Origin of the sequence: Aerococcus tenax, assembly GCF_003286645.3 — a bacterium.
GTDB lineage: Bacteria > Bacillota > Bacilli > Lactobacillales > Aerococcaceae > Aerococcus > Aerococcus tenax.
In genome coordinates, this window is sequence record NZ_CP127382.2 from 1,335,779 (window position 1) to 1,360,738 (window position 24,960).

The following is a 24,960-nucleotide window of genomic DNA, read 5'->3' on the forward strand; positions in this document are numbered from 1 at the left end:
TACAAATCTCAACCATTAAATACTGCTAACAAGGATAAGATCAAGCCTAGGATAATCGATAGGCCCATCAGTATCCCCAAAATTGTTGGGAGTTTGGAGAGCTTATCTTCTTCCTTATCTTGGTCTTCAACTTTTTCATTGCGTTCTTTAGTTACCATCCGTTTAATTTCCTGGTCTAGGACATTTTTATCTTTATCTTTCATCGCATCTCTAACCTAACACTCTCTGGTAATCTGCCACTGTTGTTTGTCCAGCATAGGAGAGCTGGGTCGCTAAGGCGCTATCTCGTTCTTCCTGGTCTTGAGCTAAGGTCTGCATGAAAGCAACTAAATTCACCGGGTAGTCAGCGCTAAAGCGGTGGCTAGGTGCTATATATCTAGGCTGGTGGAGGGTCTCGTTAAAGCCGAGGATAATCTGACTGTGGTTAAAGGCTTGGCGGACAGCATTGTAAATTTCAATACTATGGTTAATATCTAAATAACAATTACAGGTCTTAAATAGCTCTGCCACCCTGTCCTTAGAAATATTCGGATAGAGATGGAGGTTATCATAACTATCAAGATTCATCAGTTTGTCCGACATTTCAGTAATGGCTCCCACATGGAATTGCCATTCAGGAAGCATCTTAACGATATATTCCAAGGACTCCACTTGGTCTGTATTGGTCAAGATGAGCGCCTCATTGGCTTGGCTCATTGGTTGTTCTAGGGAATAGATATAACCTAAATGATCGAGCTTGTCATCAATCGATGGGATTCCTTGTTCATCCATCAAGTGCCTTAACCGGTCATAGCTGGTAAGATCATCTACAATCACCCGCTTGGCCCGTCCAGTTCCTCCATTGAAGATCAACTGCATGTTGCCAGGAATTTCGTCTGCAATAGGCTCTTGCCAGAACAAGATATCCTGTCCAGCCACATCCAAGCGATGAGAAACCAGGAAGGGTAAGGCTAAAGAATTTATCAATAAAGCAGATAGATCCCAGCCACTTACTTTCAGATAAAAGCAAAAAAAATCAATTAAGTCTTTAAAGAAATAATACTTACCTTGGTAGGTCAGGCTGACAGCAGCAGTCACTAGATTGTGAACAATAACCTCGCGTCCTTGGGTATCATAGTAGGACTGCATGGACATGCCACCAGCTGTATCAAAAGCAATCCGGCTAAAGTGACGACCAAATTGATTATAAAGATCAACAAAGGCCACCCGTCCTTGTTCGTCCAACCAGTCGACCTTGTTAATTAAACGGTTTTCCTTAGGTTCTGCGTAATAGATCTGTGCCTTGACCTGTCCCAAGTCTTTGACCTGAGCCTTACTATTGTCACCAGAAATTTCCCAATAAGAGCCCACAGACAAATCATTAAAATAAAGTGCCTTGGCTGACTCATCCTCTTCCCCCATAAAGAATTGATAGGGACTCAAAACTCCCTCGGGTAAAAAGCCTTCGTCCTTAAGAACAATAGTTGGCCACTGGTAGCCCGCTTGCTTTAAGGACTGTTGTAAGTCACGGCTAGCTTCATTATAATTATCGAATACATTAATCATGACCGCACCTCCTCCAATAAACTATGCCAAGCAGCTATAATTTTCTCATCTAAGAAATCCTCCGCCCGTCGGTAGGAAGCTTCTTGCATGGCTTGTCGATTTGCTTCTCGGTAATACTTAAACAAGTTATCCGCTAGGGCTTCGATATAATCTTCCGCATCCCTGCCCGGCTGGTAGGAAATCAGATAGCCATTGATGCCATCCTCAACAAAAGTCACATTCCCATAATTCACTTCGAAGCCAATAATTGGTAGGCCAGCAGCAATAGCTTCTAATAGCGTCAGGCCAAAACCTTCACTCGTTGACCCCGCAAAATACAAGTCATATTTTTGGTAAACCTGGTCAAGGTCTTGGTGGCCTTTAAGCTGAATATAATCCTCTGCGCCTAGTTCCTTAATTAAATCCTTTAGGGTATTTTCTTTAGTCCCCTTACCATAAATATCAAAAGTGATTTGAGGAAGATGCGGCTTCAGCCGTGCTACCGCCTCAACAAGCCAATCCACATGTTTCTCTGCAGCTAATCGCGAAGCAGTCATCAGGCTGAAAGCTTGCCGCTCACCAGGCTTAGGATATTTCAAATCCGAGATGCTTCCCACAGGAATAGCGTAGACCTTAGCTTCTTTATCATAATAATGCGCAAACTGTTGGTCTAAGACTTCCTTTTGGGCCTGGGTAGAGGCGATAAAGAAATCAACCGCATCACTATGCATGAACTGGTAGTCATAATAATTATTCCAGAGGATGTAGTCGTCGGTTGTTGGTCCTTCACTAAAGTGCTCCGCATGGATAATAACACCAATTTTAGCTGGGGGAGCATATTGGAAGACAGCCTGACCCGTACCAGTTGCCCGGTCCAAAATAACCACATCTTTTTCGGATAAGTCTAATTTTTGAATAAAATAGGCAAATAATTCCTCTTTGTTATAAAGAATAGCATCTGGCATTTTAAAGATGCTGTGGTCGCCATCAACAATTTCCTCATAAGCGACAGAGCCGTCCTCATTGAAATAGCGGCGCTGATAGAGCTTTGCCTTGTTATCCTGAGGGGCATAGTACTCCGAGAGAAAACGCGTATAGTTATAGTAATCCTTGCGCACCAAACAGCCGTTGACAACAAATTCCACCCGGTTTACTAAATCATCGCTACCTTCAACAAGGTAACAGGTCGCATACTGCTGGCCTTGGTCATAATAGAGCCGGACAATGTTATCGCCCTCTTTCTTTTCCTCTTCAATCAAATGGGCCAAGCTGGCCTTCACATCTGCTAGGCGATAGGAAGTCGCTCGGATCTTGATATCTGTGAAATAAAGATACATCCAAATAATGTCTTCATCTCTAAAGCCAATGTTTTGGGTAAAGTGGGCAATATTTTCATTTAGGATAAGGTCTACAAAGACAAACTTAGCTGCTTCCTTTAATTGATCGAAAATTTTCGAGCGATAGATTTGTGAATACTCGACCCCACTCGATGCCCAACCAATACCTAAGTTAATATTATAAATTGTCATAAGCTCCTCCTCTTCCCTAGGCAAATTGTACTAATGGCTGGCCTGTATCTGACTGACTTACTTCACTCAGTGAAAGATAACGAACAATCTCAAAATAGATCCGTTTACGCATTTCTTGGTAGGACCAGTAGGCTTCATGTTGATATTCATAAATAGGATTTTGCTGGGCTGACCGCCTGCTCATCACAACTTGCTTGAATTGAGTGAGGTAGTCCACCTGTTCAATCCAAGTAGTATCGATGGCCTTCAATAGACACTTGCGAACAAAATCGTCAAATAAAGTCTTATTTCTAAATAGGCCTTTCTTGTTTTGAAACTGTCTTTTAAATATCATCATTAAATAATCCTGAATCTGCTTATCAGTCATATGATCAATCTTTTCTAAATCAGGACTCATATTATAGGAGAGATAATCATAGATAAAGCGTTCGATTTGAAAAGTTCGTGACTGATCAGAATTTAGCGATTGTGTGAAAGACTCAAAGACTTCTTGGGCAATCGTTTCAAAATCAATCGTTTTTAAGCCTTCCCCGGCTAAGAGGCTATTACGGTCACGGTAAATTAATTCGCGCTGAATACGCATATCTTCGTCCATTTGGAGGATTTGCTGGCGGGAGCTTTCACTGCTACTATCACTAGCCTCTTGGGCTTGCTCAAAATACTTTTGGTAGCGAAAATTTGATAAAGGGGTAACCTGTTCAATCGCCTCATCGTTATCAGAGTAATAGCGAATGTGTTCAGGCCCCCACTTATGGATTAATTCATCTTCTAAGGAAACAAAAAATTTACTCATACCGGGATCACCTTGACGACCAGCTCGCCCCCTCAATTGCAAGTCGATACGCTCACTTGTCATGTGTTCAGTCCCAATCACGGCTAAGCCTCCTAGTTCAGTAACCCCTGGTCCTAACTTTATATCCGTCCCCCGCCCTGCCATAGCGGTGGCTACTGTGACGGCTCCCAGTTGGCCAGCTTCTTTAACCATTTCGGCTTCTTTGACAGCATTATAGGCATTCAAGACATTATGAGGAATGCCTTCTCTGAGTAAAATAGCTGAATATAATGAGGACAACTGAACGGATCCAGTTGCAATGAGCAAAGGTTGTCCCATAGCATGGCGTTCCTTGATATATTGAATAGCCGCAAAGACTTTTTCTGGGAAACTACGATAAATGCTATCTGGTAAATCTTTACGTATAACTGGCTTATTAGTAGGAATAGAAACAACTTCCATATTATAAGTTTCTATAAACTCATCCTCAGCCGGTTTACCTGTGCCTGTCATTCCGGCTATTTTATCAAATAATTTAAACAAGTTCTGATAGGTAATGGAAGCCATTGATCGATTATTTGCAGTTAGTGAAACCTGTTCCTTGGCTTCAAGTGCCTGGTGTTGTCCAGATTGAAGCCTAGTTCCTTTAAGTAGACGGCCGTCTGTAGAATCTAAGAGGACAAGCTCATCTCCTTGGACAACATAATCTTTCTCATTTTCAAACAGACAGTGTGCTCGCAAGGCGAGACTAACATGTCTAACCAGCTCTTGGTTGTCTTTATGGTAAAATTTTTCTAATCGAAAATAATCTTCAGCACGCTTAATGCCTTTTTGAGTTAGCCAGACCCCATCTTTTTCATCAGTCACATAATAGTCTTCCTTGTCGTCTAAACTCACCACAAAAGCATCAGCTAATGCATAAAGATTCGATTGGACGCGGGGTGAGCCGGCAATAACTAAGGGACTCGTTGCACTATCAAGCAAGACAGAATCAACTTCATCAATAATCACATAATAGAAATCACGTAGATATTGTTCATCCCGTGAGTCAGCCAAATTCTCAATTAAATAATCGAAACCTAAACTGGAATGGGTAGTATAGACAATATCCGCTGCGTAGATAACCTTCTTATCTTCTGCGCTTAGGTCATCCTCATCTTCAGGTGCGCCCATGGCAATCGATAGGCCCATAAATCGGTAGAGTAGTCCCATTTCTTCAGCATCCCGGCAACTTAAGTAGTCATTCACTGTCACTAGAATAACTCCACGTCCAGTCAGAGCATTCAGATAGATATGCAGGGTTGCTGTTAGTGTTTTCCCCTCACCTGTCTTCATCTCAGCAATATGGCCTTCATGGAGAACAATACCACCAAGAACCTGGACATCGTAAGGATACATCCCTAGAACCCGCTTAGCTGCTTCTCGAATCGCCGCAAAGGCTTCAGGTAATAGTTCGTCTAGAGTCTCCCCAGCTTGATAGCGTTCCTTAAATTCCTGAGTTTTATGGCGAAGTTTCCCCTCAGATAAGCTAGCCATGGCATCTGCTTCTTGATTTACTTTATTTAATATCTTTCGTAACCGACGCAAGCGGCCCCTATCTAAATTAAATTTTGGCATTACTGTCACTCTCACTTATTAAATGCTCCAATTGCGGCTTGTAATCTAATAACAGAGCTGCTCCCCACTCTGAACCTTTAATTAACCCTTGTGCATATACTTTAACATGGGATTTGACTAAGTCTCGATAGGTGACATGTCCTTGACTCAAGCGACTGGTTATATTTAGGCTTGCCTGCAAATCATTATAAGCACGCTCAGTCAATACATCCTCGGTAATATATGCCTTAACCCCTAACCTTTCAGCATGATAAAGAGCAGCTAAATTACTGATTGGACCATAACCGACGAAGATTAAGTGTGGATTTTTGCTAAAAATCTGGTCAATTAACTGATGAGCTTCCTCTCGTAAATAAAGATGAGCATTTGTCAAAGTTGAACTCATATAAGTAAACTGACTTGAAGACCTCCATAAAGAAGATACTTGTGGGCCATTACCTAATTCATCAAAGACCAGGTAATTGCTTTTTGTCTTTGAGTGTATCCAATACTGCTTCCCAGTTTCTTTGGAACGCTCTTCTTCATAGGGGACTATAGTGATTTGATTAAAGTCAAAAGACACGCACCCTCCGTGATGCATCGCTATTTCATAATAATTATAAGTATCAGGGACAGTGAAATAATCTGACGGAGTATTTAAATAGTAGTCTTCAATCAGTTCACCATAGAAGTCAAAGAAGGATACTTTAAAAAAGATCGTTCGTTCAGGAACGGTTTCCCCTTGAAAAAGCAGTTGATAAGATTTTCCTCGTGTTAATAGGGGTAATCTTGCACTGTCCTTAGTCATTTGAAAGACACTACGTGATGACCAAGAAGTGATTCGTTCACCAGAAGGCATTAGGGTATTTTTAAATTGGATATGATCGGGATTTTTCCAAATAATTTGTGACCCATAGGCATAGTCTTCGCTTTTAGTCTGTCCCCATCGTATTGCTTTTCCTACTTGCATGCATTATCCCTACTCTCTGCCTCTTTCAATAAACGCTTATACTGATTAAAGAACCAATTAGTAATTCCTGGGGTATTATCATTATGTCGGCCAAGAAAGCTCTTGCTAATGACTTTGGTATGCTTATCTTTTAGCACCTCTAAAAGATTGTAATAGGCGGTATCATCATAATCATCATTTCTCATATAGGTCACCGCAAAGGTCGTTCCCTCATAGTTCCCTTTGTCCATCTGGTCAATGATGTTCTGGTTCAGAAAGTTTATCGCTTCTTCTTGATTTCCATGATCGAATCGATTGACTAAGTCTAAAGAAGTTTGAAAATCAATTGGCCTAACTAAGCGTTGCTTCTTGGCCATATTTCCTAATGAAAGCAAGGGCTTCCCTATAACAACTGCATAAGGGTGATAGAAACTACTAAAATAACAAGCTCCCGTAGTTCCCATCGACAAGCCAGAAAAAATAATTTCCTCTTGGGAAAATCCAAGATTTGCTAAACATTCATTAATTTTACTCAATAACTTATCCTCTAATTCCTGGCTCACCTGGTAAAAAGCTCCGCCTTCTGATCTAGGATCTCCTACCAGGATAAAGGGATGATCCAGATTTTTCATCATCCAAAATCCCTCAAAACCCTCGGCTGTCCGGTAACCAGAAAAGTATACGTTTAAAGGTGACTTTAAATTCCCAGGATGGAAATAAAAAATCAATTCCTCGCGATTCTTATCTCTTATAATTTCTCCTCCTGGCAGAAATTCGCCTATGCCATTCCGTGCATGCCTTACATGTAGATCCCTTAAACTCAGGTCACCTTGTCCCCTTACCTCTAAGCAGCTGGTGACATAACTATCTTCTTTGGGCTCTAAGAGAATCTCTTCTTTAAGGTCTTCCTCACTATGCAGTGTCATTTCTACTACCTCATTAATGGAGCCTAGGCGGGTATAGTAGAGTCGAAGTCGTATTTCAAGAGAATTAGTTGTCTGATATTCCAACCATAAATCTAGATAACGATCACGGCTAGCAACAAGATTTCTCTGCCAATAGAGTAAGGGAGTCCACTCCCTCTCAGAGATAGCATCAATAATTAACTCATTATGCCCTTCAATGCGAAAATTCCCCTTAAACTTCTCTTGAAGTTGAATTAATTTAATATTCATCCTCTCTCCATAGTTTCCATCAAAGTACCGCTTGGTCATTTCCACAACAAAATATTCAGAATCCATAATATGAACAAATTTTGCTAATTTAAATTCAAACCAAGAATGAAAAGCACTTTGACGATAGTAACTATTAAAGCGACTATCAATAAAAACACAATAGGCTTCCATATAGTCTAATAGGTCATCTGCATATGCCTGGGGAACTTCTTCTGTTATAAGAACAAGGGAAAAAGTGCCGGACTCTTGGTCAAGCTCTGTTTCTTCTATACTGTCATAAGGTTTATTCAAATCAATGAATGTCCAATCGACCTCACATAGAAAGTCTACCCCTAGTGACCAGTCCTTTGTTCCTAACTGCAATACCCGAGTCACTAATTCTCACCTCCTAGATAAGCCTGCCAGCTATCTACAATTTCTTTACCTTGGTAGCGATTAATCTTTTCAACTGCATAAACCAAAGCCTCATTCCAATTCTTTAAGCCTGTTAGATAGTAATCAATGCCTTGACTTAATTGGGTAATATTTTTTGCAATCCAGCCATTCTTCTGGTGTTCAACATAAGAACTGCTTTCTTGGTTTATCTGTGGTATGCCGGCACTAATAGCAGCTATTTGTGTATAGAGATTAGGCGCTTGGGCCACATCTATCACTAGTCTTACTGTGCGAAATTCTTGAATTAAATCTTTATCGGTCTGCAAAATGACTAATCGAAAAGCAGGTTCAACTTCCTTATCTGGTAGTTTATCCTGAAAATCCTCATCTTTTTCTTCCTTAGGATTAATAATGTATTCATAAGACTCAAGCAGATCTTGCAAGACTAATTCCTTGTCGTAAGATAAACGAAAACCAGCTAAAATAACATGAATTCGTTGATCTGCTTTTATTTTTTTCAGCATTAAGTCTAGAAAATCCTTTATTTTCTCATTCCCTATTCCATCAATTTGGAAAAAGACTCTAAGTGATTTAACTCTCTGACTCAAGCCTAAATGCAAACGGGTATCAAAGGGAGTAAGGTTAAGAATTCTTTGTGGCTTAATCTCCCAGTTCATCTGCAATAATTCGCGATTTTCATCGTTATCGACAACAATTAAGTCAGCAGACTTTAATAATTGTGAATGCAAGTCAAAATCTCGACTAGAAAAAATGGAATAAACCACTTTTCCCTTGCTAATAGCGTGTAATAACAAGTCATCATGCTGGCTATTATTAGCAATAATAAGGGTGTCTTTCTCAGATAAATGATTAGTTAAATATTCTGATACACGCTCCTTAATAAAATCGGTCATGGAGTCATATTTCTTTACCCGATCAGTTTGATAAAAATCCACTTGGTCACTTTGATAATCATGGGATAAAACGCGCTGCCCTGATAAGTTGAAAAAATCTTGCTTAATGATCTGATTATTTGCATAAAAGTAAGCGCTAGATAAGTATCCACGATCATCAAAAACCAAACGTTTAATTACCTGTCCTTTCCGGTAATAAGCGACATCATGTATCCAACCCTCTGAACTATAATAGATGTCCGCATAGCGATCCCCTTCTAGGTAGGCTAACATGGCAAATGGTGTGGGCACAAATTGAATACCACTTGGCCAAATCAAATCTTCCAAGGAGATAGCTTGACTAGTTCCTCCAGAAAACCCTTGAACCTCATCAAAAACGGACCAGAAGTCAACTTGATCTAGGGCCTGATCATGCAATTGATTTCTTAAATGAGGCATATAATTCAATAGGAGTAATTGAATATTCTCTCCAGCTCCTTTGAAAATACGCATCTGATTAACACTATCGTCAAAAACTAATTGCTCATAGGACAAGTTGGCTTCGCCCCATGTTTGGTGTTCTCCATACCAAGAAGGTACAAAATAATACATTCTAACCCCCCTCTCTTTGCTTACTCAAATATTCCCTTGTATTTTTCACGTATCCGCAAGGCCTTTATCTCTTCTAAAATTCCTAAACTAAGTGAAAACAAGATTAATATACTTGAAGATAATCTCAAAGTGCTAGCGTATTCAGGATAAATAAGCCCTAATAAGGCTGGTACCCCCACGACGAAGGTCATATAGGTTGTCCCGATAATAGCCATATTAAAAATCGTTTTTCTAAGATAGTCTTCCGTGGGTTTACCAGGATTCACTCCGCTGATATAGTCTCCTGACTTTTGTAAATTTTCAGCCAGTTCTTCTGGATCAGTATTGACAAAGGCAAAACCTAGACTTAGGAAAATAATAATTACTAGGTAAATACCAACGCCTAAAGGCTGGGTCATTCCCAGATTTGCCATTAAATTTCTCGCCCAATCAGCACCTGGATTGAAGTTTAAAATCAATTGCAAAATATAACGTGGCAAAGCGGTCAGGGTTACCGCATACATGATTGCCATACCCCCACTTGGATTAACCTTAATCGGGAGATAAGATTTTTCAGCAAAATCATTATTGATCATCACACGGTTTAAAGGAATTCTTCTTTCCCCTTTCTCCATCAAAATAGTAGTCAAAGCGGTAAAAGCTGCAAAGAGACCAGTGAAAATTAGCAAGTATATTTCTTCTCTACTAAGTACTCCTCTTGCATAAGTCTGTATGGCAGAAAAGTTACGAGGAATTCTTAACAGCATGTTGGATAAGATAATTACCGTTGGACCACCTATTCCAAATTCAGTATTTTTATTACCTAACCAAATAAGGTAAAAACTCCCTCCTAATAAGAAAATCATAATTGCTAGTTGCATAAACCAGTCTGGTAAGGAGGTTTCTCTCATCAGAGGAAAGGTCACTACCATACTCAAAGCTTGGATAGCACCAATGAAAAGAGTTAGAACGTTACGATAGATGTTTTCTTTCTTCATGGGTATTTTTAATTTTTTATACCATTTAGACATGGAAACAAAGCGCCAAATAATCATCGTTGACATGTAGGGACCGATTCCTAAAGAAAATAGTGAGGCCCGCTGCATATCCCCTCCGGTTACACTAAGCGCAACCGACAGAAAGTCATCCATCTGATTCTGGGCCCGTAAAGCTTGAAGATCCACAAGTGGCAAAGGGAGCGTTTTTCCAATAACAAGGATAAATAGAATAAGTGCTGTAAATAATATTTTTTGTTGAAATAATGATAAATTGAAAATTCGCTTCAAATTCATAGTCACAAGTAAGATTCTCCTTTCTTCTTTATTTTATATAAAAAATAAAAGGGTTGGGAGAAAAATCTCCCAAGCCCTATTATCTTAAACGCAATACTATACTGCTACACGATAATTAAAGTTTATCCATTGTTTCGTGTTAATTACAGGACAGTTTTTATTAAATTCAGGCGGAGGAGAAAGCCTCTTCTACCTGTTAGCTTAGCAATTCTTTCATCCTTTAGGCAAGAAATTGCTTGGCTGTATTATTTTTCTTTGCGTTTTTTTGAAACAATACCAAGACCTGCGAAAACAAAGAGCAGTCCTGGAGTTAATAATGGGGACACAGCACCCGTCTTAGGTAGGACTTGGTTAGTTGCTACCAATTGTTGACGGTGAGCTGATGGTTCTGCAACAGCGGTCTGTCTATCTGGTCTTCTTTCATCATTAGCGATTAATGAAGTTTGATCAGATTGAGAATCAGAGCTTGACGCTGAAGCGGAATCTACATGATCAATTGCTGATCCACTATGGCTTGAATCAATTATTGTAGGTGCTATTACACCAGCTGATTCAGAGGATTCATCACTTGTTGAAGCAACTTCGGATGAAGTCGCTTCTGATACTGTCGAGGTCTCTGATCCAGTGTAAGAATCACTTCCTGAATCTGGTGCTACTAGAGCTTGTGAAGCTGACTGACTAGCGCTGATTGAAGCAGATTCTGACAGCGAGATAGATTCTGATGTTGAGACAGCTTGGCTCAGACTTATTGATGCAGATTCACTTTGAGAAGCACTAATCGAAGCTTCTAGTGATTCGCTTTCAGAAGCAGATAATGAGGCAGAGAAGCTCTCAATATCAAACTCTGGTAGTTCTGACTCAATCCATCCTGGCCCATGCGAGTGAACTTCAGAACTAGAATCAACTTCAGAAGTTGGTGCTTGGCTCTGAGTTTCTGATAAGAGACTAGCAATTACAGAATTTTGCTCAGAGATCGTAGCAGATTGCTCAATACTGGTTGAGGCCAGTTGTGATGCAAATTGTGAATCAGATCTAGAATCAAGTTCAGATAGGGAAACATGTTCACTAATTATTTCAGACATGGCCACAGATAAACTGTGAGTCGATTCGCTGTGCGCTACAGAAGTGCTGTAGGCACTTGCCGATGCTGCTTGTGACATGGCTTCAGAGAGACTATGTGCTGATTGACTAGCAACTTGGGATGTGCTATGTGCCAATTCACTTGCCGCTTGTGAAGTTGCTACAGATGTGCTTGCCACTTGGCTTATCGCTTCGGAAGTTGCTACGGATGCGCTGTGGGCAGATTCTGAAGCTGCTGTTGAAGCACTATAAGCAGATTGGCTATTTGCTACTGATGTACTGTAGGCACTTGCTGACGCTGCTTGTGACATTGCTACTGACGTGCTTGTCACTTGGCTTACTGCTTCTGATGTTGCCACCGATGCGCTGTGAGCCGATTGACTAGCTGCTACGGATGCACTGTGAGCGGATTCGGAAGCTACTGTTGAAGCACTATAAGCAGACTGGCTATTCGCTACGGATGTACTGTAGGCGCTTGCTGACGCCGCTTGGGACATAGCTACTGATAAACTATTAGCTGAGTTTGATGCAGCTACAGACGCACTATGAGCGGACTCGCTTGCTGCTTGAGACATCGCTAATGAGGTACTTGCTACCTGACTCACTGCTTCAGAGGTCGCTACTGACGCGCTATGTGCGGATTCGGAAGCTGCTTGCGACATTGCTACAGATGTGCTTGCTACTTGACTCACTGCTTCTGAGATTGCTACTGATGCACTATGAGCGGATTCGCTGGCTGCTACGGACGCACTATGAGCAGATTCACTTGCTGCTTGGGACATTGCAACAGATAAACTATTCGCCGATTCGCTAGCAGCTTGTGACATGGCTACCGATGTGCTTGCCGCTTGACTCACTGCTTCTGAGGTTGCTATTGAAGCGCTGTGAGCTGATTGACTAGCCGCTACAGATGCGCTATGGGCAGATTCGCTGTTCGCTACGGATGTACTGTAGGCACTGGCTGAAGCTGCTTGGGACATCGCTACGGATGTGCTTGCAACTTGACTTACTGCTTCTGAAGTCGCTACTGATGCGCTATGGGCAGATTGACTAGCCACTACGGATGTACTGTGCGCTGATTCACTGGCGGCTTGTGACATGGCTACTGACGTGCTTGTCACTTGGCTTACTGCTTCTGAAGTCGCCACCGAGGCACTGTGTGCGGATTCGCTAGCTGCTGTTGAAGCACTATAAGCAGACTGACTATTCGCTACGGATGTACTGTAGGCGCTTGCTGAGGCCGCTTGAGACATTGCTTCAGATAAGCTATGAGCGGATTCAGATGCAGCTACTGACGTGCTTACTGCTTGGCTCACTGCTTCTGAAGTTGCTACTGATGCGCTGTGGGCAGATTGACTAGCGGCTACTGATGCACTGTGGGCAGATTCAGACGCAGCTACTGATGCATCGTGAGCTGCTTCGGAAGTGCTTGCTGCTTGACTTACTGCTTCGGAAGTTGCTACGGATGCGCTATGTGCAGACTGGCTGTGCGCTACTGACGTGCTGTAGGCACTTGCCGAAGCTGCTTGGGACATGGCGACTGAAGTGCTTGCCACCTGGCTTACTGCTTCTGATGTTGCCACTGATGCGCTATGAGCCGATTGACTCGCCGCAACAGACGCACTATGTGCAGATTCAGACGCAGCTACTGAAGTACTTGCTACTTGGCTGACTGCTTCTGAAGTCGCTACTGATGCGCTGTGTGCCGATTGACTCGCTGCTACGGACGCACTGTGAGCGGATTCGCTGTTCGCTACTGACGTGCTATAGGCACTTGCTGAAGCCGCTTGGGACATGGCAACAGATAAACTATGCGCTGATTCGCTAGCTGCTTCGGAAGTCGCTACTGATGCGCTATAGGCAGATTGACTAGCTGCTACGGATGTACTGTGCGCTGATTCACTGGCGGCTTGTGACATGGCTACTGATGTGCTTGTCACTTGGCTTACTGCTTCTGAGGTTGCTACGGATGCACTATGAGCCGATTGACTAGCTGCTACTGAGGCACTGTAGGCACTTGCTGAGGCCGCTTGTGACATTGCTTCAGATAAGCTATGAGCGGATTCAGATGCAGCTACTGACGTGCTTGCTGCTTGGCTCACTGCTTCTGAAGTTGCTACCGAAGCGCTATGAGCCGATTGACTAGCTGCTACGGACGCACTATGAGCAGACTCGCTAGCTGCTTGGGACATCGCTACGGATGTGCTTGCCACTTGACTCACTGCTTCTGAGGTTGCTAGTGATGCGCTGTGAGCCGATTGACTAGCAGCTACGGATGCACTATGAGCGGACTCGCTAGCTGCTTGGGACATCGCTAGTGATGTGCTTGCCACTTGGCTTACTGCTTCTGAAGTCGCTACTGATGCACTGTGTGCCGATTGACTAGCGGCTACCGATGCACTGTGCGCGGACTCACTGTTCGCTACTGATGTACTGTAAGCACTTGTTGAGGCTGCTTGTGACATGGCTACAGATAAACTGTTAGCTGAATTCGATGCAGCTACTGATGCATCGTGAGCTGCTTCGGAAGTGCTTGCTGCTTGACTCACTGCTTCAGAAGTAGCCACTGATGCGCTATGAGCCGATTGACTAGCAGCAACAGACGCGCTATGAGTGGATTCGGATGCAGCTGCTGATGTGCTTGCCACCTGACTCAATGCTTCGGAAGTCGCTACTGAAGCGCTATGGGCAGATTGACTAGCAGCTTCGGATGCACTATGAGCGGACTCACTAGCTGCTTGGGACATCGCTTCAGATAAACTATTAGCTGAATTCGATGCAGCTACAGACGCACTGTGAGCTGATTCTGAAGCTGCTGCGGAAGCGCTATACGCACTTGCTGAGGCCGCTAGAGACATTGCTTCAGATAAGCTATGAGCGGATTCAGATGCAGCTACAGACGTACTTGCTACTTGACTTACCGCTTCGGAAGTCGCCACAGATGCGCTATGGGCAGATTGACTAGCAGCTACGGATGCACTATGAGCGGACTCACTAGCTGCTTGGGACATCGCTTCAGATAAACTATTGGCTGAGTTTGATGCCGCTACAGACGCACTATGAGTTGATTCAGACGCAGCTACTGATGTACTTGCTACTTGGCTCACTGCTTCGGAAGTCGCTACTGACGCGCTATGTGCGGATTGACTAGCGGCTACAGATGTACTGTGTGCGGATTCTGAAGCTGCTTGAGACATCGCTACGGATGTGCTTGCTACTTGACTCACTGCTTCTGAAGTTGCTACTGATGCGCTATGAGCCGATTGACTAGCAGCAACAGACGCACTGTGAGCAGATTCGGATGCAGCTACTGACGTGCTATAGGCGCTTGCTGATGCCGCTTGGGACATTGCCTCTGACAAGCTGTGCTCAGATTCAGACGCAGCTGCTGAGGTACTTGCTACTTGGCTTACAGCCTCGGAAGTTGCCACTGATGCACTGTGAGCCGATTGACTAGCGGCTACAGACGCACTGTGCGCGGATTCGGATGCAGCTGCTGATGTGCTATAAGCGCTTGCTGAAGCTGCTTGGGACATAGCTACGGATAAGCTATGCGCTGATTCACTCACTGCATTCTGCGTAGATTCAGATAATGAATCATTGTCTTTTTCAACGTTTACCGTCACATTATCATGGTCTACCTGACCAGTTGGATAATTTGTAACAACAGCTGGTAGACTCTGAACACTATCTTCTTTATGCCCAGCAGCTGGCGTATAAGTAATTTCCCCAGTTATTGGGTTAATTGAAGCTGTATCACCATTATCCAAAGTCACTTCAGTTGTTGTTACACCTGCTGTGTTCGGATCTTGGAAAGCGAATGTTGTTCCAGTTGGTACATCGGACATCGCCTTCTTAGTAGTGATTGTCTTCAATGGGTCGTTTGGATAAGCAGGGTCTTGAATTTCAGCTTCAGTGAAAATGGTTGGCTTGATCGTGATCGAACCTTGGCCAGATTCTGCATGATTTACTGCAGGATATGCTGTATCATAGACGGCTTTATCCTTCATCTTAACTGTCACAGTAACGTCAGCTTGATCCTTAGTCCCATCTGGATATTCCACAGTAACTGGCACAGTATAGTTTCCTGGAGTCTTGCCATCTGGTAAGGCACTTGGATTATCCACCGTTACGTTTGGCGTTTGACCTGGATAGGCTGGATTCTCTTCGTAGCCAGGAACTGTTACTGCTTTTTCAATATCAGCTGTAGTTGTTGGATCCCCATATTCTTTTTCAACTGGAGCCACACTTGGATCGTACTTATCGTTTTCTGGTTGAGGCTTAACCGTTACAGTTGCTGTAACTTCATCAACTGTTCCATCTGGATACGTAACCTTAACCGGAATATTAACCTGTGTCTCAGTTGGATGGTTGGTCCCCGGTGTAAAGCTGATAAGTCCAGTATCTGGATCAATTGTTGCTTTATCCCCATCTGCTGTATTGAAACCTGTGCCACCAGTACCTACATTAATGCTAAATTTGGTTCCTGCTGGCGGAGTGACCCCTTGCTCTTGATGAGAAGGACCGGTTGGATCATTTGGATCGTTCGGCACATTAGCAGTAAAGTTAGGCGTTAACTCAGTAGCTGTTGATTCACCAGCTGTAACTGTTGGTTGAGGATAGCTTGGTTGATAGGTGTCTTCATTCGATTTATTAACAACAACCTTAACGGTCACTGGATCTGTTGTGCCATCTGGATACTCTACAGTAACTGGTACCTCATGAACACCTGGGGTCTTGCCATCTGGTAAAGCATTTGGATTATCGACAGTTACTGTTGGTTGTGGTAAAGCTTCACCGTTCTCTCCAGTTGTTGGATAGTTTGGAACCGTTACTGAATTCTTGATTTCTTCTTCCGTTGGAGATTGACCATAGTCTTTTTCAATTGGAGTTACTTCAGGTGTGTACTTATCGTTTTCCGGTTGAGGCTTAACAGTTACAGTAACAGTCGCTGGATCTGTCGTCCCATCTGGATAAGTCACAGTTATAGGAACTTCATGAACACCTGGCGTGTTGCCGTCTGGTAAGGTCGCTGGATCATCAATCGTTACGGTTGGTGTTTTTCCTGGATAAGATGGATTTTCGTGGTAACCAGGTACAGTTACCGCACCCTTGATCTCATCTTCAGTGGTTGCCTGACCGTAGTCTTTCTCAACTGGTTGTACTTCAGGTTGATACTTATCTTTTTCAGGCTGTGGTTTAACCGTTACCGTAACTTCTGTTTGGTCTTGTGTGCCATCTGGATAAGTTACTGTCACTGGAACCTTGTGTTCGCCTGGGGTATTTCCATCTGGTAAAGCATTTGGATCATCCACTGTTACGGTTGGCGTTTGACCTGGATAAGATGGGTTTTCTTGGTAACTAGGTACAGTTACCGCATTCTTGATTTCATCTTCAGTAGTTTCTTGACCATAGTCTTTGTTGATCGGTGTTACTTCAGGCGTGTACTTATCCTTTTCCGGTTGTTCCTTAACCGTTACAGTAACAGTCGCTGGATCTGTTGTCCCATCTGGATAAGTCACAGTTACAGGGACTTCATGAACACCTGGGGTCTTCCCGTCTGGTAAAGCATTTGGATTATCAATCGTAACAGTTGGCGTTTGACCTGGATGAGCTGGATTTTCTTGGTAACCAGGTACAGTTATGGCTTTCTTGATTTCATCTTCAGTTGGCGATTGACCGTAGTCTTTTTCAACTGGGTTTACAGTCGGATCATAGAGTTCATTCTCAGGCTTGCGGGTAATGTCAACATAGACATCGACGGTATCTGTTGTGTTATCCGCATAAGTAATGGTGACTGGAATTTGAACGGTTTGGCCAGCCTTGCCTTCAGTGAAGCTTGCAGGGATAGTGATTGAGCCGTCAGCGTTGACGGTGACGCCTGCTTCGCTTGTCGTGAATTGGCTAACTTCTGGATGAGCCACTTGGCCGTTCTTGATGAAGGTTGGTGCAGCGACGGTGTCAGCTTGACCTTCTTCAACGGAAACATTGTCATAGCCTGGCTCGAATTCCTCAGCCATAGTAACTTTTTGCCATTGGGCATAGACAGTGGTTGAGTTTTGGAAGGCGGTTTCAGGCGTAATGTAGTTACCTGAGCCGTCTTGGGCGGTATTCCAACCTAAGAAACGGTAACCTTCCAAGGTCGGATCATTGGCCATATTGCCTTCGAGACCGTTATTGGTGTAACCCACTTCATTGGAGAAGTCTTCGTTCCGAGGAACATCGGAGTTCTCAATGGCTGTCGTGTTGCCAGCTGCATCATTCGTTTCTACTGGCGCAGCGTAAGTCATCACGCGACGAGCAGAGGTCCCGTTAGGATTGTTGAGATCGTAAGTCACCTGGATAAGCACGCGGGCGATAACCGCATCTGAACCTACAGACGTTTGGATGGCTTCCTCATCTTCAGAAAGCGCTCTTTCTTCGGCGTCTTTAGCGGTTTGGTAGTTAAAGGATCTTGCCACAATTGGTGAATCCTTGACTACCCGGTCTGTATCAGGAATGGCATATTCAAACTTATACAAGCCCTTGCCTGCTTCTGGATAAGTCTTGCCGCCTTCAACGGTGTAAGTTGCGCCTGGTTCTGCCGTGTTGCCTGACATAGTTCGAACATAGCGGGTCTGACCTGAATTGGCATCAATGTAGGAAATTTCCACCAATTGGTTAGGCACATAGGTATAGCCGGTAATCACCTTGTCAAAGTCATACATATCCTTAACGACTGGCATGTATTGGGTTCTGTCGAGTAAGGCTGAAGAGTTCACTTCTGTCCCGATGATTAAACGTGGGGCATAGGATGTTTCAGCCTGACCTTGACCAAATTCAGCAACCTTGACACCATTGATATAAACTTCACCGCTGTTATCAACTAATTTACCATTTGCTCCGGTATAGAGGCTAATATCGGATCCAGCGGCTAGCTTGAAGTCGTGAGGCAAGGTATAGGTATAAACCGTATTATTGGCATTGACATCAAAGTCGTAGCGGGCATCGGACCCTCTGGCACCACGGGAAGCTGGGTAAACCCCTAAGTGACCGATGATTGGTGCTTCGCCAGCTTTCATGGCTAATTTAGAAGCAGAATCTGCCCAATAGAGGATCTCACCATTGACCAAGTCTGACCGTTTGACACCCTGGTTAGTTGGTCTAGCAAAGCGGATTTCAATTTTATCCCCTTGTCTAGCTACAACATCCTGATTTGTTGTCATCTTCACCCGGTCAATCCCATGGTCATTTTCAATGATCATGCCCGTATGAACTGAAATCGCAGTCATTTCAGGCTGTTGATTATTGATGGTTGGGTAAAGTTTCTTCAGATTGTCTGAATCGATATTCAAAGTTGTCAAGGTAAATTGTTGGCCTGATAGCTCAGTCGAAACATTATCGATAAAGCCTTGGGTTCCCTTGTTGGTGTAAACAATCTGGCCGATTTCATCGTTGGTTTCGAATTCTTCAGGTGCGTAAATAACATAGGCCATATCCCCAACCACATTGACCTGGCGTCGAGTGAATCCTGTGCGGACATCATTTGGATTAACGGCGCCCTTCATTCCTGAAGTGATAGAAGGCTCAACATAACCAATATAGCCAAATTCGTCTTCCTTGAGAACATCTAAGAGTTCCTTATCGAAAGCCAAACGATAGGCAATGGATTGACCGTTGAGATTTTCATTTCGGTTATTAGTATCCTTCTTGTGGAATTGACTCGCCACATAGAGCTTGTTTTCAGACGGATTGTAAGAAACCGTATTTTGGCTAGACACAAAATCTGGGGCCTGGTCGACAGAAGATATAACTTGCAGGTAAGGATTGAGTCCTGTCTTCAGGTTAGTAGAAGTTGTCTTAGGAATAGTCACGGACTGGGTGTAGGCCCCATAACCGGTCAATTTCATATTAGAATCGGCCGTGTCTCCCATAAATTTAGTGTAAACATTCCCATTAGCATCGAGAAGCCGAGCCTGGATCGTCGTGTCAATGTTATCCAACTCTTCTCGGGTCACATTGTCCCGCAGGTAGAGACGGATAGGCGAACGCTTGGTCTCGGTTCCTGTCTCGATATTGTTCATCACTAAGATCTTATTATTAGCCTGGCTACCATTAGTGAAGCGGTAAACTTCGCCATTTCGGTCTTCATAGTAAGACTTGGTCCAGTCGATCCGTTTCTGAAGATCATCAGAAATCCTTAAGTTAAGTCGATTCCAAGCGTAAGCTGAACGCGGGGTATGGGTATACATCATATCAATCACTTGATCCCCATCAGCTGTCTCATGGAAGCCCTTGTATTTCAATTGCTGAACACTCAAACAAAGGTTCGGATGGGTTATTGATGACTCTTAATTGTTGTCCAGGTTCCAATTCCCAACGCATGGAATTTTGACCCTTAATGGAATCTTCATCCCAGTTAGGCTCCAGATAATACTTCTTACCCGTATCCACGTCTTCAAAGTATTTCCGGCCATCTTGGTCGATCTTCGGTGTCAAGATCGTATCTGCTGTGGTCGAATCGTTGAGGTCAGAAATAATCTTATCGACCTCTGCTGTGGATTGGGCAGTATCGATCTTAGCTTGAACAGCTGCCACATGGGCTGGGTCAGCGCTAGTGGCTTGCGAATTAGTGGCTTGGGTCCGTGCGTCTAGGATGGTCTTGGCGCTCGCTTTAGCGGATTCTTTCACACGGTTCAGTTCCGCTTCCTTCTGCGCTTTGTTTTCAGCACTTTCCTCTCCTGGCCCGACATTAGCGGCAGGATACTTAGCTTGAGCTTCTTGGACCACTGCAGAAATTTCTCCAATGGTATTTGCCGCATCGATTTGTGCCTTATAAGCTGCTAAGTCGCTGCTTGCTCCTGCCTTGCCGGCTAAGGCTTTCTCTAAGTCTTCCTTAACTTGAGCCTTATTACCCGCTAGATCGCTGACAGCCGCATAGTAACCCGCTTGGCCGCGATCATCTTCCTGGGCGGTTGAACGCTCTAGGCCTGCTTGTAAGTCATTAGCTTGACGTTCTGCTTCAGCTTTGGTTTTTCCATTATTTAAGCTCGCTGCTCCAGCCAGATCCGTAGCATCACTAGCAGTTCTCGCCACAAAATTGTTGACTGGCACTTCAGGAATTTCTACCCCGCTAACTCCATAATGTTTTTCTGGACTAGAGGCACTTCTTAAGCCAGCATCATTTTGAACCGCCAGGCGATCTTCAACAGCTTGTTCTCTTTCATCAGCCGCTACTGGAGCTTCTTGGCTTGGTGAAGCGGAGGCTTCCTCAATAACACCAGCATCCTTATCAACTAAGCTTTCTGAACTTTCACTAGAATTGGATTCAGATTCACTATCACTTTCACTAGTGGCAGCCGATTCTGATGCGCTAATCGTAGCGGATTCAGAACTTGAGACAGAAGCTGATTCAGAGGCTAACAATGACTCGGATTCGCTAAGAGATTCAGACTCACTAATTGAAAGTGATTCCGATTCACTGGCACTCACTGATGCGGAGGCACTTTGGTCAATGTTTTCTGAAGCTTCATCCGCGACTTCACTTGCTTGAACCGTTTCGGTCGTTGATTCGGCTGCCTTCAATGCGGCGGAATCGGTATTAACTAAGGTTTCTTTTTCAAGAACTTTTTCCTTAGGTAGTTCATCCGCATTCACTTGTGGTGTGGTTAAGGCTGCACCACCGGCTAAGGCACCTAAGGCAGTCAGTCCTTTAAATAGGTACTCCTTTTTATCTGTTGAAGGCTTTTCTTCAACTTGGGAGGATTCAATATGCTCAATTACGGGTGATTTTCCGAAGAAACGCAGTAAACCAAATTGTGAAAGACATGATTTCACCCAGGACTTCCCGGCTTTGTACATCTTCACTCGTGTCTTACGTTCAGTTTCTAGATAATCCCCATGCCTAAATTTCCTCATATGCAACTCCTTCTTAATAACAATTAAAAGACATAGATCAGACTAAAAATATAAGAAAATACCTGAGACAATAAGGGCTCAAGGTACATTATTTAGTTAGGATTATCTCATATTTTTTGTAAAAATAAAGCAAATTTAAGATTTTATACGCTTTAGTGTATTCTTTTTCGCAAAAAAGAACATTATTTTAGAAAATTGTATTTATTTATATATTTATCCAATTGTGGTCAAGCTGAAATGGTCTTTAATGGTTCTTAGAACTGAGTTTGACGACGACTTTAAAACAAAAATTTTTACCTTTTTCCAAGAAAAAAGCTCCTAGCTTAGCGATTAACTAAGATAAGAGCTTAGGAGGTTGTTGTGTATTTAGTGTTAACTGAATCTATTTATAAAGTCTGACCTGTCTAGTTACCCTTGGCTAGGGCTACTTGGTGGTCAGCTTTAATTTGGGCTAATTTATCGGGATCGAGAATTAAATCCAAGCCGGTTAAGGCCAGTAAAGTGGCAGCAATACGGATGGAATCGAGCCCCTTGGCTGACTTCGCTGCGGCCACTAGTTCTGTTGAGTGGCCGGGTACGGGTTCTTCAGAAATGGCTAGGAAGGGTTGGATTGTAGGTACCACATAAGAAATATTGCCTACATCAGATGACCCATGGGCTTGGCTATCTGGCTCCTTAACCGTATCTAAATCCAAGCCCACTTCGTCCGCATGACTGAAGAAAATCTCATCAAAGGAGGGAGTAATGATCATATCATCGACCTTGTTTTGGAAGAGGCCAAACTTCAACTCTGCACCTGTGGCATGGGCGGCTCCTTCAGCAATTCTTTTTACTTTCTCTCTGACCTGGTCGAGCGTATGGCGGTTATAAGCACGAATATAGAAACGCCCCCGGCAATAATCCGGAATCACATTAGCCGCCTTACCGCCATCGAGAATCACGCCGTGGATGCTGACATCATCATGGAGGTGAAGACGTAAGGCATCGATCCCGTTAAAGGTCAGAATTAATGGTTCCAAGGCTGAGATCCCGTCCTCTGGGTTAGCAGTAGCATGCGCTGACTTACCAAAGAATTCAATATCGACAGGATCATTAGCGTATAAGTGGCCACTAGGACTGGTGTCACCACCAGGATGCACACAGAGAGCCGCATCGACATCATCCAAAAAGCCTTCGCGGACAAAGCTTTCCTTGGCTGAGCCGTTCTCCCCACCTTCTTCACCAGGCGTCCCGTAGACCCGAATTTCACCACCGACTTGATCAACAACCTGCTTCAAGGCCGCTGCGGCCAGGCTGGAATAATTACCAAAGAGATTGTGGCCACAGCCATGGCCAATATCAGGTAAGGCATCGAATTCAGCCAAGTAAACCAGAGTCGGCCCTTCCTTGTCGCTCTTATAGCGGGCATCGAAGCCAGTGGGATGACCAGCGACGTCTTTTTTCACCGTAAAGCCTTCCTTTTCCAACTGCTTGGTTAAAACCTCTTGGGCAAAGTATTCATGGTTACTGGTTTCAGGATTGGCGTGGATTTTTAGGGCGTTGTCTTGGTAAGTGGCTAAATTGTCTTTGACATAGTTCTTAATGGTTTCTTGTAGGGCTTTTTTATCGGTAGTGGTCATTTGACATACTTCCTCTCCATGTGATGGTTTCGTTTTTGCTAGGGTGTGGTTAAGGTCTAATTGCGTCCAAATAGTTTCCAAGCAGCAACATTGGCCCCGTTGGATTTATCCTTAATCACTTGTTCAGTTTCATCAGTTTGGTAGGTATCAACAACCTTCTTATAGGTTGGGTTATCCTTATCTTCTTGGCGGGCTACCACAATATTCACATAAGGTTTAGACCGTTCATCGACCGGTTCTTTGAAAATAGCGTCTTGGGGTGCTAAACCGGCATCCACAGCATAACCACTGTTAATGAGAGCGATATCCACATCATTTAAGGTCCGTGGGGTTTGGGCCGCATCCATTTCTTCAATCTTTAAGTTTTTAGGATTTGAAGTAATGTCATCCACTGTTGGGGTAATGCCAGCGGCGTCATCCACTTCAATGAGACCAGCAGACTCTAAGAGGATAATGGCCCGGCCACCATTGGTCACGTCGTTAGGAATCGACACAGTGGCCCCGTCTTGTAATTCTGACAGGTCCTTAATCTTATGGGAGTAGATCCCTAATGGTGCCACTACGGTATTCCCAATGGAGACTAAGTCCGTGCCGAATTGTTCATTGAATTTATCTAAGAAAACTTGGTGTTGGAAGGCATTGAGGTCAACTTCCCCCTCTTCCAAGGCCTTATTAGGTTGGTTATAGTCAGAGAATTTGACGTATTCCAAGTTAATCCCCTCACCTTTGAGACGTTCTTGGACGGTATCCCAGTCGCGGGTGTCATCCCCAACCACACCCAGTTTGACTGTGGTTTCTTGCTTGCCTTCACTGCCACTACCACTATTAGACCCACAACCTGCCAAAGCAAGAATACTTAATGCACTTGTTACTAATACTTTTTGCCATTTCTTCATTATAAAGACCTCCTAATATTTTCCATAAAAAAAGTCCCTTACTATTCACTTGAATAGCAAAGGACGACGTATCGTGTTACCACCTTTTGTTCAGAGTACTACTATGGATATCATTGTAGTAACCCCCTCGACCTAGCCGAGACCCTAAGTGTCTAGACTAGCGCTCCTGCTATCGACCGAGCCCAGCCGACCTTGTCTACTTATTGACAAGATTTCCTCAAAGGCCATCTTCAGCGCCTTTCACCTGGTCCCTCTCACCAAACGGAACCTCTCTTCAAAGTGGCTAACACTTACTCTCCTTATCAACGGATGATTTTATGGATAATTAACTATGTACCTAGTCTATCACCAGGAATCGTTCCTTAGCAAGTGTTCGCCTGATACCGGTTTATCATCACTAGTGTTCGCCTTTATCGATAACTTAGTATAAAAACTGCTTATTCTCTATTTTTTACGGTTACGGAAGAAGAAAAAACCGCCCACGATCAGTAGGACGACACCGACAATTAGGGCTGTTCTTGTCACTTGGGCCCCAGTTTGTGGCAGGCTTTGGCTGTAATAAGTTCCCGCTAATACATTAGTCCCATCACCTAGTAAGAATACCACTAAGGCACTGAAGAGACTTAAGAAGTAAGCCGACAAATTGTTACTTATTTTTGACAGGGTCTTTGTATCTTTCATCAGAATCTTCCTCTCTCATTTTCTAAGCCCATTATAGCAAACATAAGCCTTACACCAAATCCATAGCCCCCCTGCTGGCTTCTCAATCACG

At 43.6% G+C, this 24,960-nt stretch carries 13 protein-coding genes; all 13 read right to left on the reverse strand.

Annotated features, from left to right (window positions below):
- Window positions 1–8: 8 nt before the first annotated feature.
- Window positions 9–203: a hypothetical protein gene (locus tag DBT50_RS06310; RefSeq protein WP_111852340.1), complete on the reverse strand. Its 195-nt coding sequence runs from the start codon at window positions 201–203 to the stop codon at window positions 9–11.
- 7 nt (window positions 204–210) lie between these two features.
- Entirely contained in the window at window positions 211–1,545 is a 1,335-nt protein-coding gene (gtfB, locus tag DBT50_RS06315) for an accessory Sec system glycosylation chaperone GtfB (protein WP_111852339.1), read from the reverse strand.
- A complete protein-coding gene (gene gtfA, locus DBT50_RS06320; RefSeq protein ID WP_111852338.1) occupies window positions 1,542–3,053 on the reverse strand; it encodes an accessory Sec system glycosyltransferase GtfA in 1,512 nt (503 codons plus the stop codon). Before gtfA ends, gtfB begins: the two co-directional genes overlap by 4 nt.
- Window positions 3,054–3,069: 16 nt before the next feature.
- Window positions 3,070–5,442: an accessory Sec system translocase SecA2 gene (secA2, locus tag DBT50_RS06325; RefSeq protein ID WP_111853081.1), complete on the reverse strand. Its 2,373-nt coding sequence runs from the start codon at window positions 5,440–5,442 to the stop codon at window positions 3,070–3,072.
- On the reverse strand, window positions 5,429–6,391 hold the full coding sequence (gene asp3, locus DBT50_RS06330; RefSeq protein ID WP_111852336.1) for an accessory Sec system protein Asp3: 963 nt from the start codon (window positions 6,389–6,391) through the stop codon (window positions 5,429–5,431). Before asp3 ends, secA2 begins: the two co-directional genes overlap by 14 nt.
- A complete protein-coding gene (gene asp2 / locus DBT50_RS06335) occupies window positions 6,382–7,920 on the reverse strand; it encodes an accessory Sec system protein Asp2 (protein ID WP_111852335.1) in 1,539 nt (512 codons plus the stop codon). The genes asp3 and asp2 overlap by 10 nt, the downstream gene beginning before the upstream one ends.
- Entirely contained in the window at window positions 7,920–9,425 is a 1,506-nt protein-coding gene (asp1, locus tag DBT50_RS06340) for an accessory Sec system protein Asp1 (protein ID WP_111852334.1), read from the reverse strand. The genes asp2 and asp1 overlap by 1 nt, the downstream gene beginning before the upstream one ends.
- A 20-nt stretch (window positions 9,426–9,445) precedes the next feature.
- The gene (gene secY2, locus DBT50_RS06345) at window positions 9,446–10,696 is read right to left on the reverse strand and encodes an accessory Sec system protein translocase subunit SecY2 (protein WP_111852333.1); all 1,251 of its coding nucleotides are present in this window, start codon (window positions 10,694–10,696) and stop codon (window positions 9,446–9,448) included.
- A gap of 245 nt (window positions 10,697–10,941) precedes the next feature.
- Window positions 10,942–20,061, reverse strand: a complete 9,120-nt coding sequence (locus DBT50_RS06350; RefSeq protein ID WP_146742896.1) for a Rib/alpha-like domain-containing protein — start codon at window positions 20,059–20,061, stop codon at window positions 10,942–10,944.
- Window positions 20,039–21,673 carry an accessory Sec-dependent serine-rich glycoprotein adhesin gene (locus DBT50_RS06355; RefSeq protein ID WP_111853078.1) on the reverse strand — a complete coding sequence of 545 codons (1,635 nt, stop codon included), beginning with the start codon at window positions 21,671–21,673 and terminating at the stop codon, window positions 20,039–20,041. Before DBT50_RS06355 ends, DBT50_RS06350 begins: the two co-directional genes overlap by 23 nt.
- 404 nt (window positions 21,674–22,077) lie before the next feature.
- On the reverse strand, window positions 22,078–23,292 hold the full coding sequence (locus DBT50_RS06360) for a M20 family metallopeptidase (protein WP_111852330.1): 1,215 nt from the start codon (window positions 23,290–23,292) through the stop codon (window positions 22,078–22,080).
- Window positions 23,293–23,348: 56 nt separating this feature from the next.
- Window positions 23,349–24,188: a MetQ/NlpA family ABC transporter substrate-binding protein gene (locus DBT50_RS06365; protein WP_111852329.1), complete on the reverse strand. Its 840-nt coding sequence runs from the start codon at window positions 24,186–24,188 to the stop codon at window positions 23,349–23,351.
- 444 nt (window positions 24,189–24,632) lie between these two features.
- Window positions 24,633–24,869: an LPXTG cell wall anchor domain-containing protein gene (locus tag DBT50_RS06370; protein ID WP_111852328.1), complete on the reverse strand. Its 237-nt coding sequence runs from the start codon at window positions 24,867–24,869 to the stop codon at window positions 24,633–24,635.
- Between the last annotated feature and the right edge of the window lie 91 nt (window positions 24,870–24,960).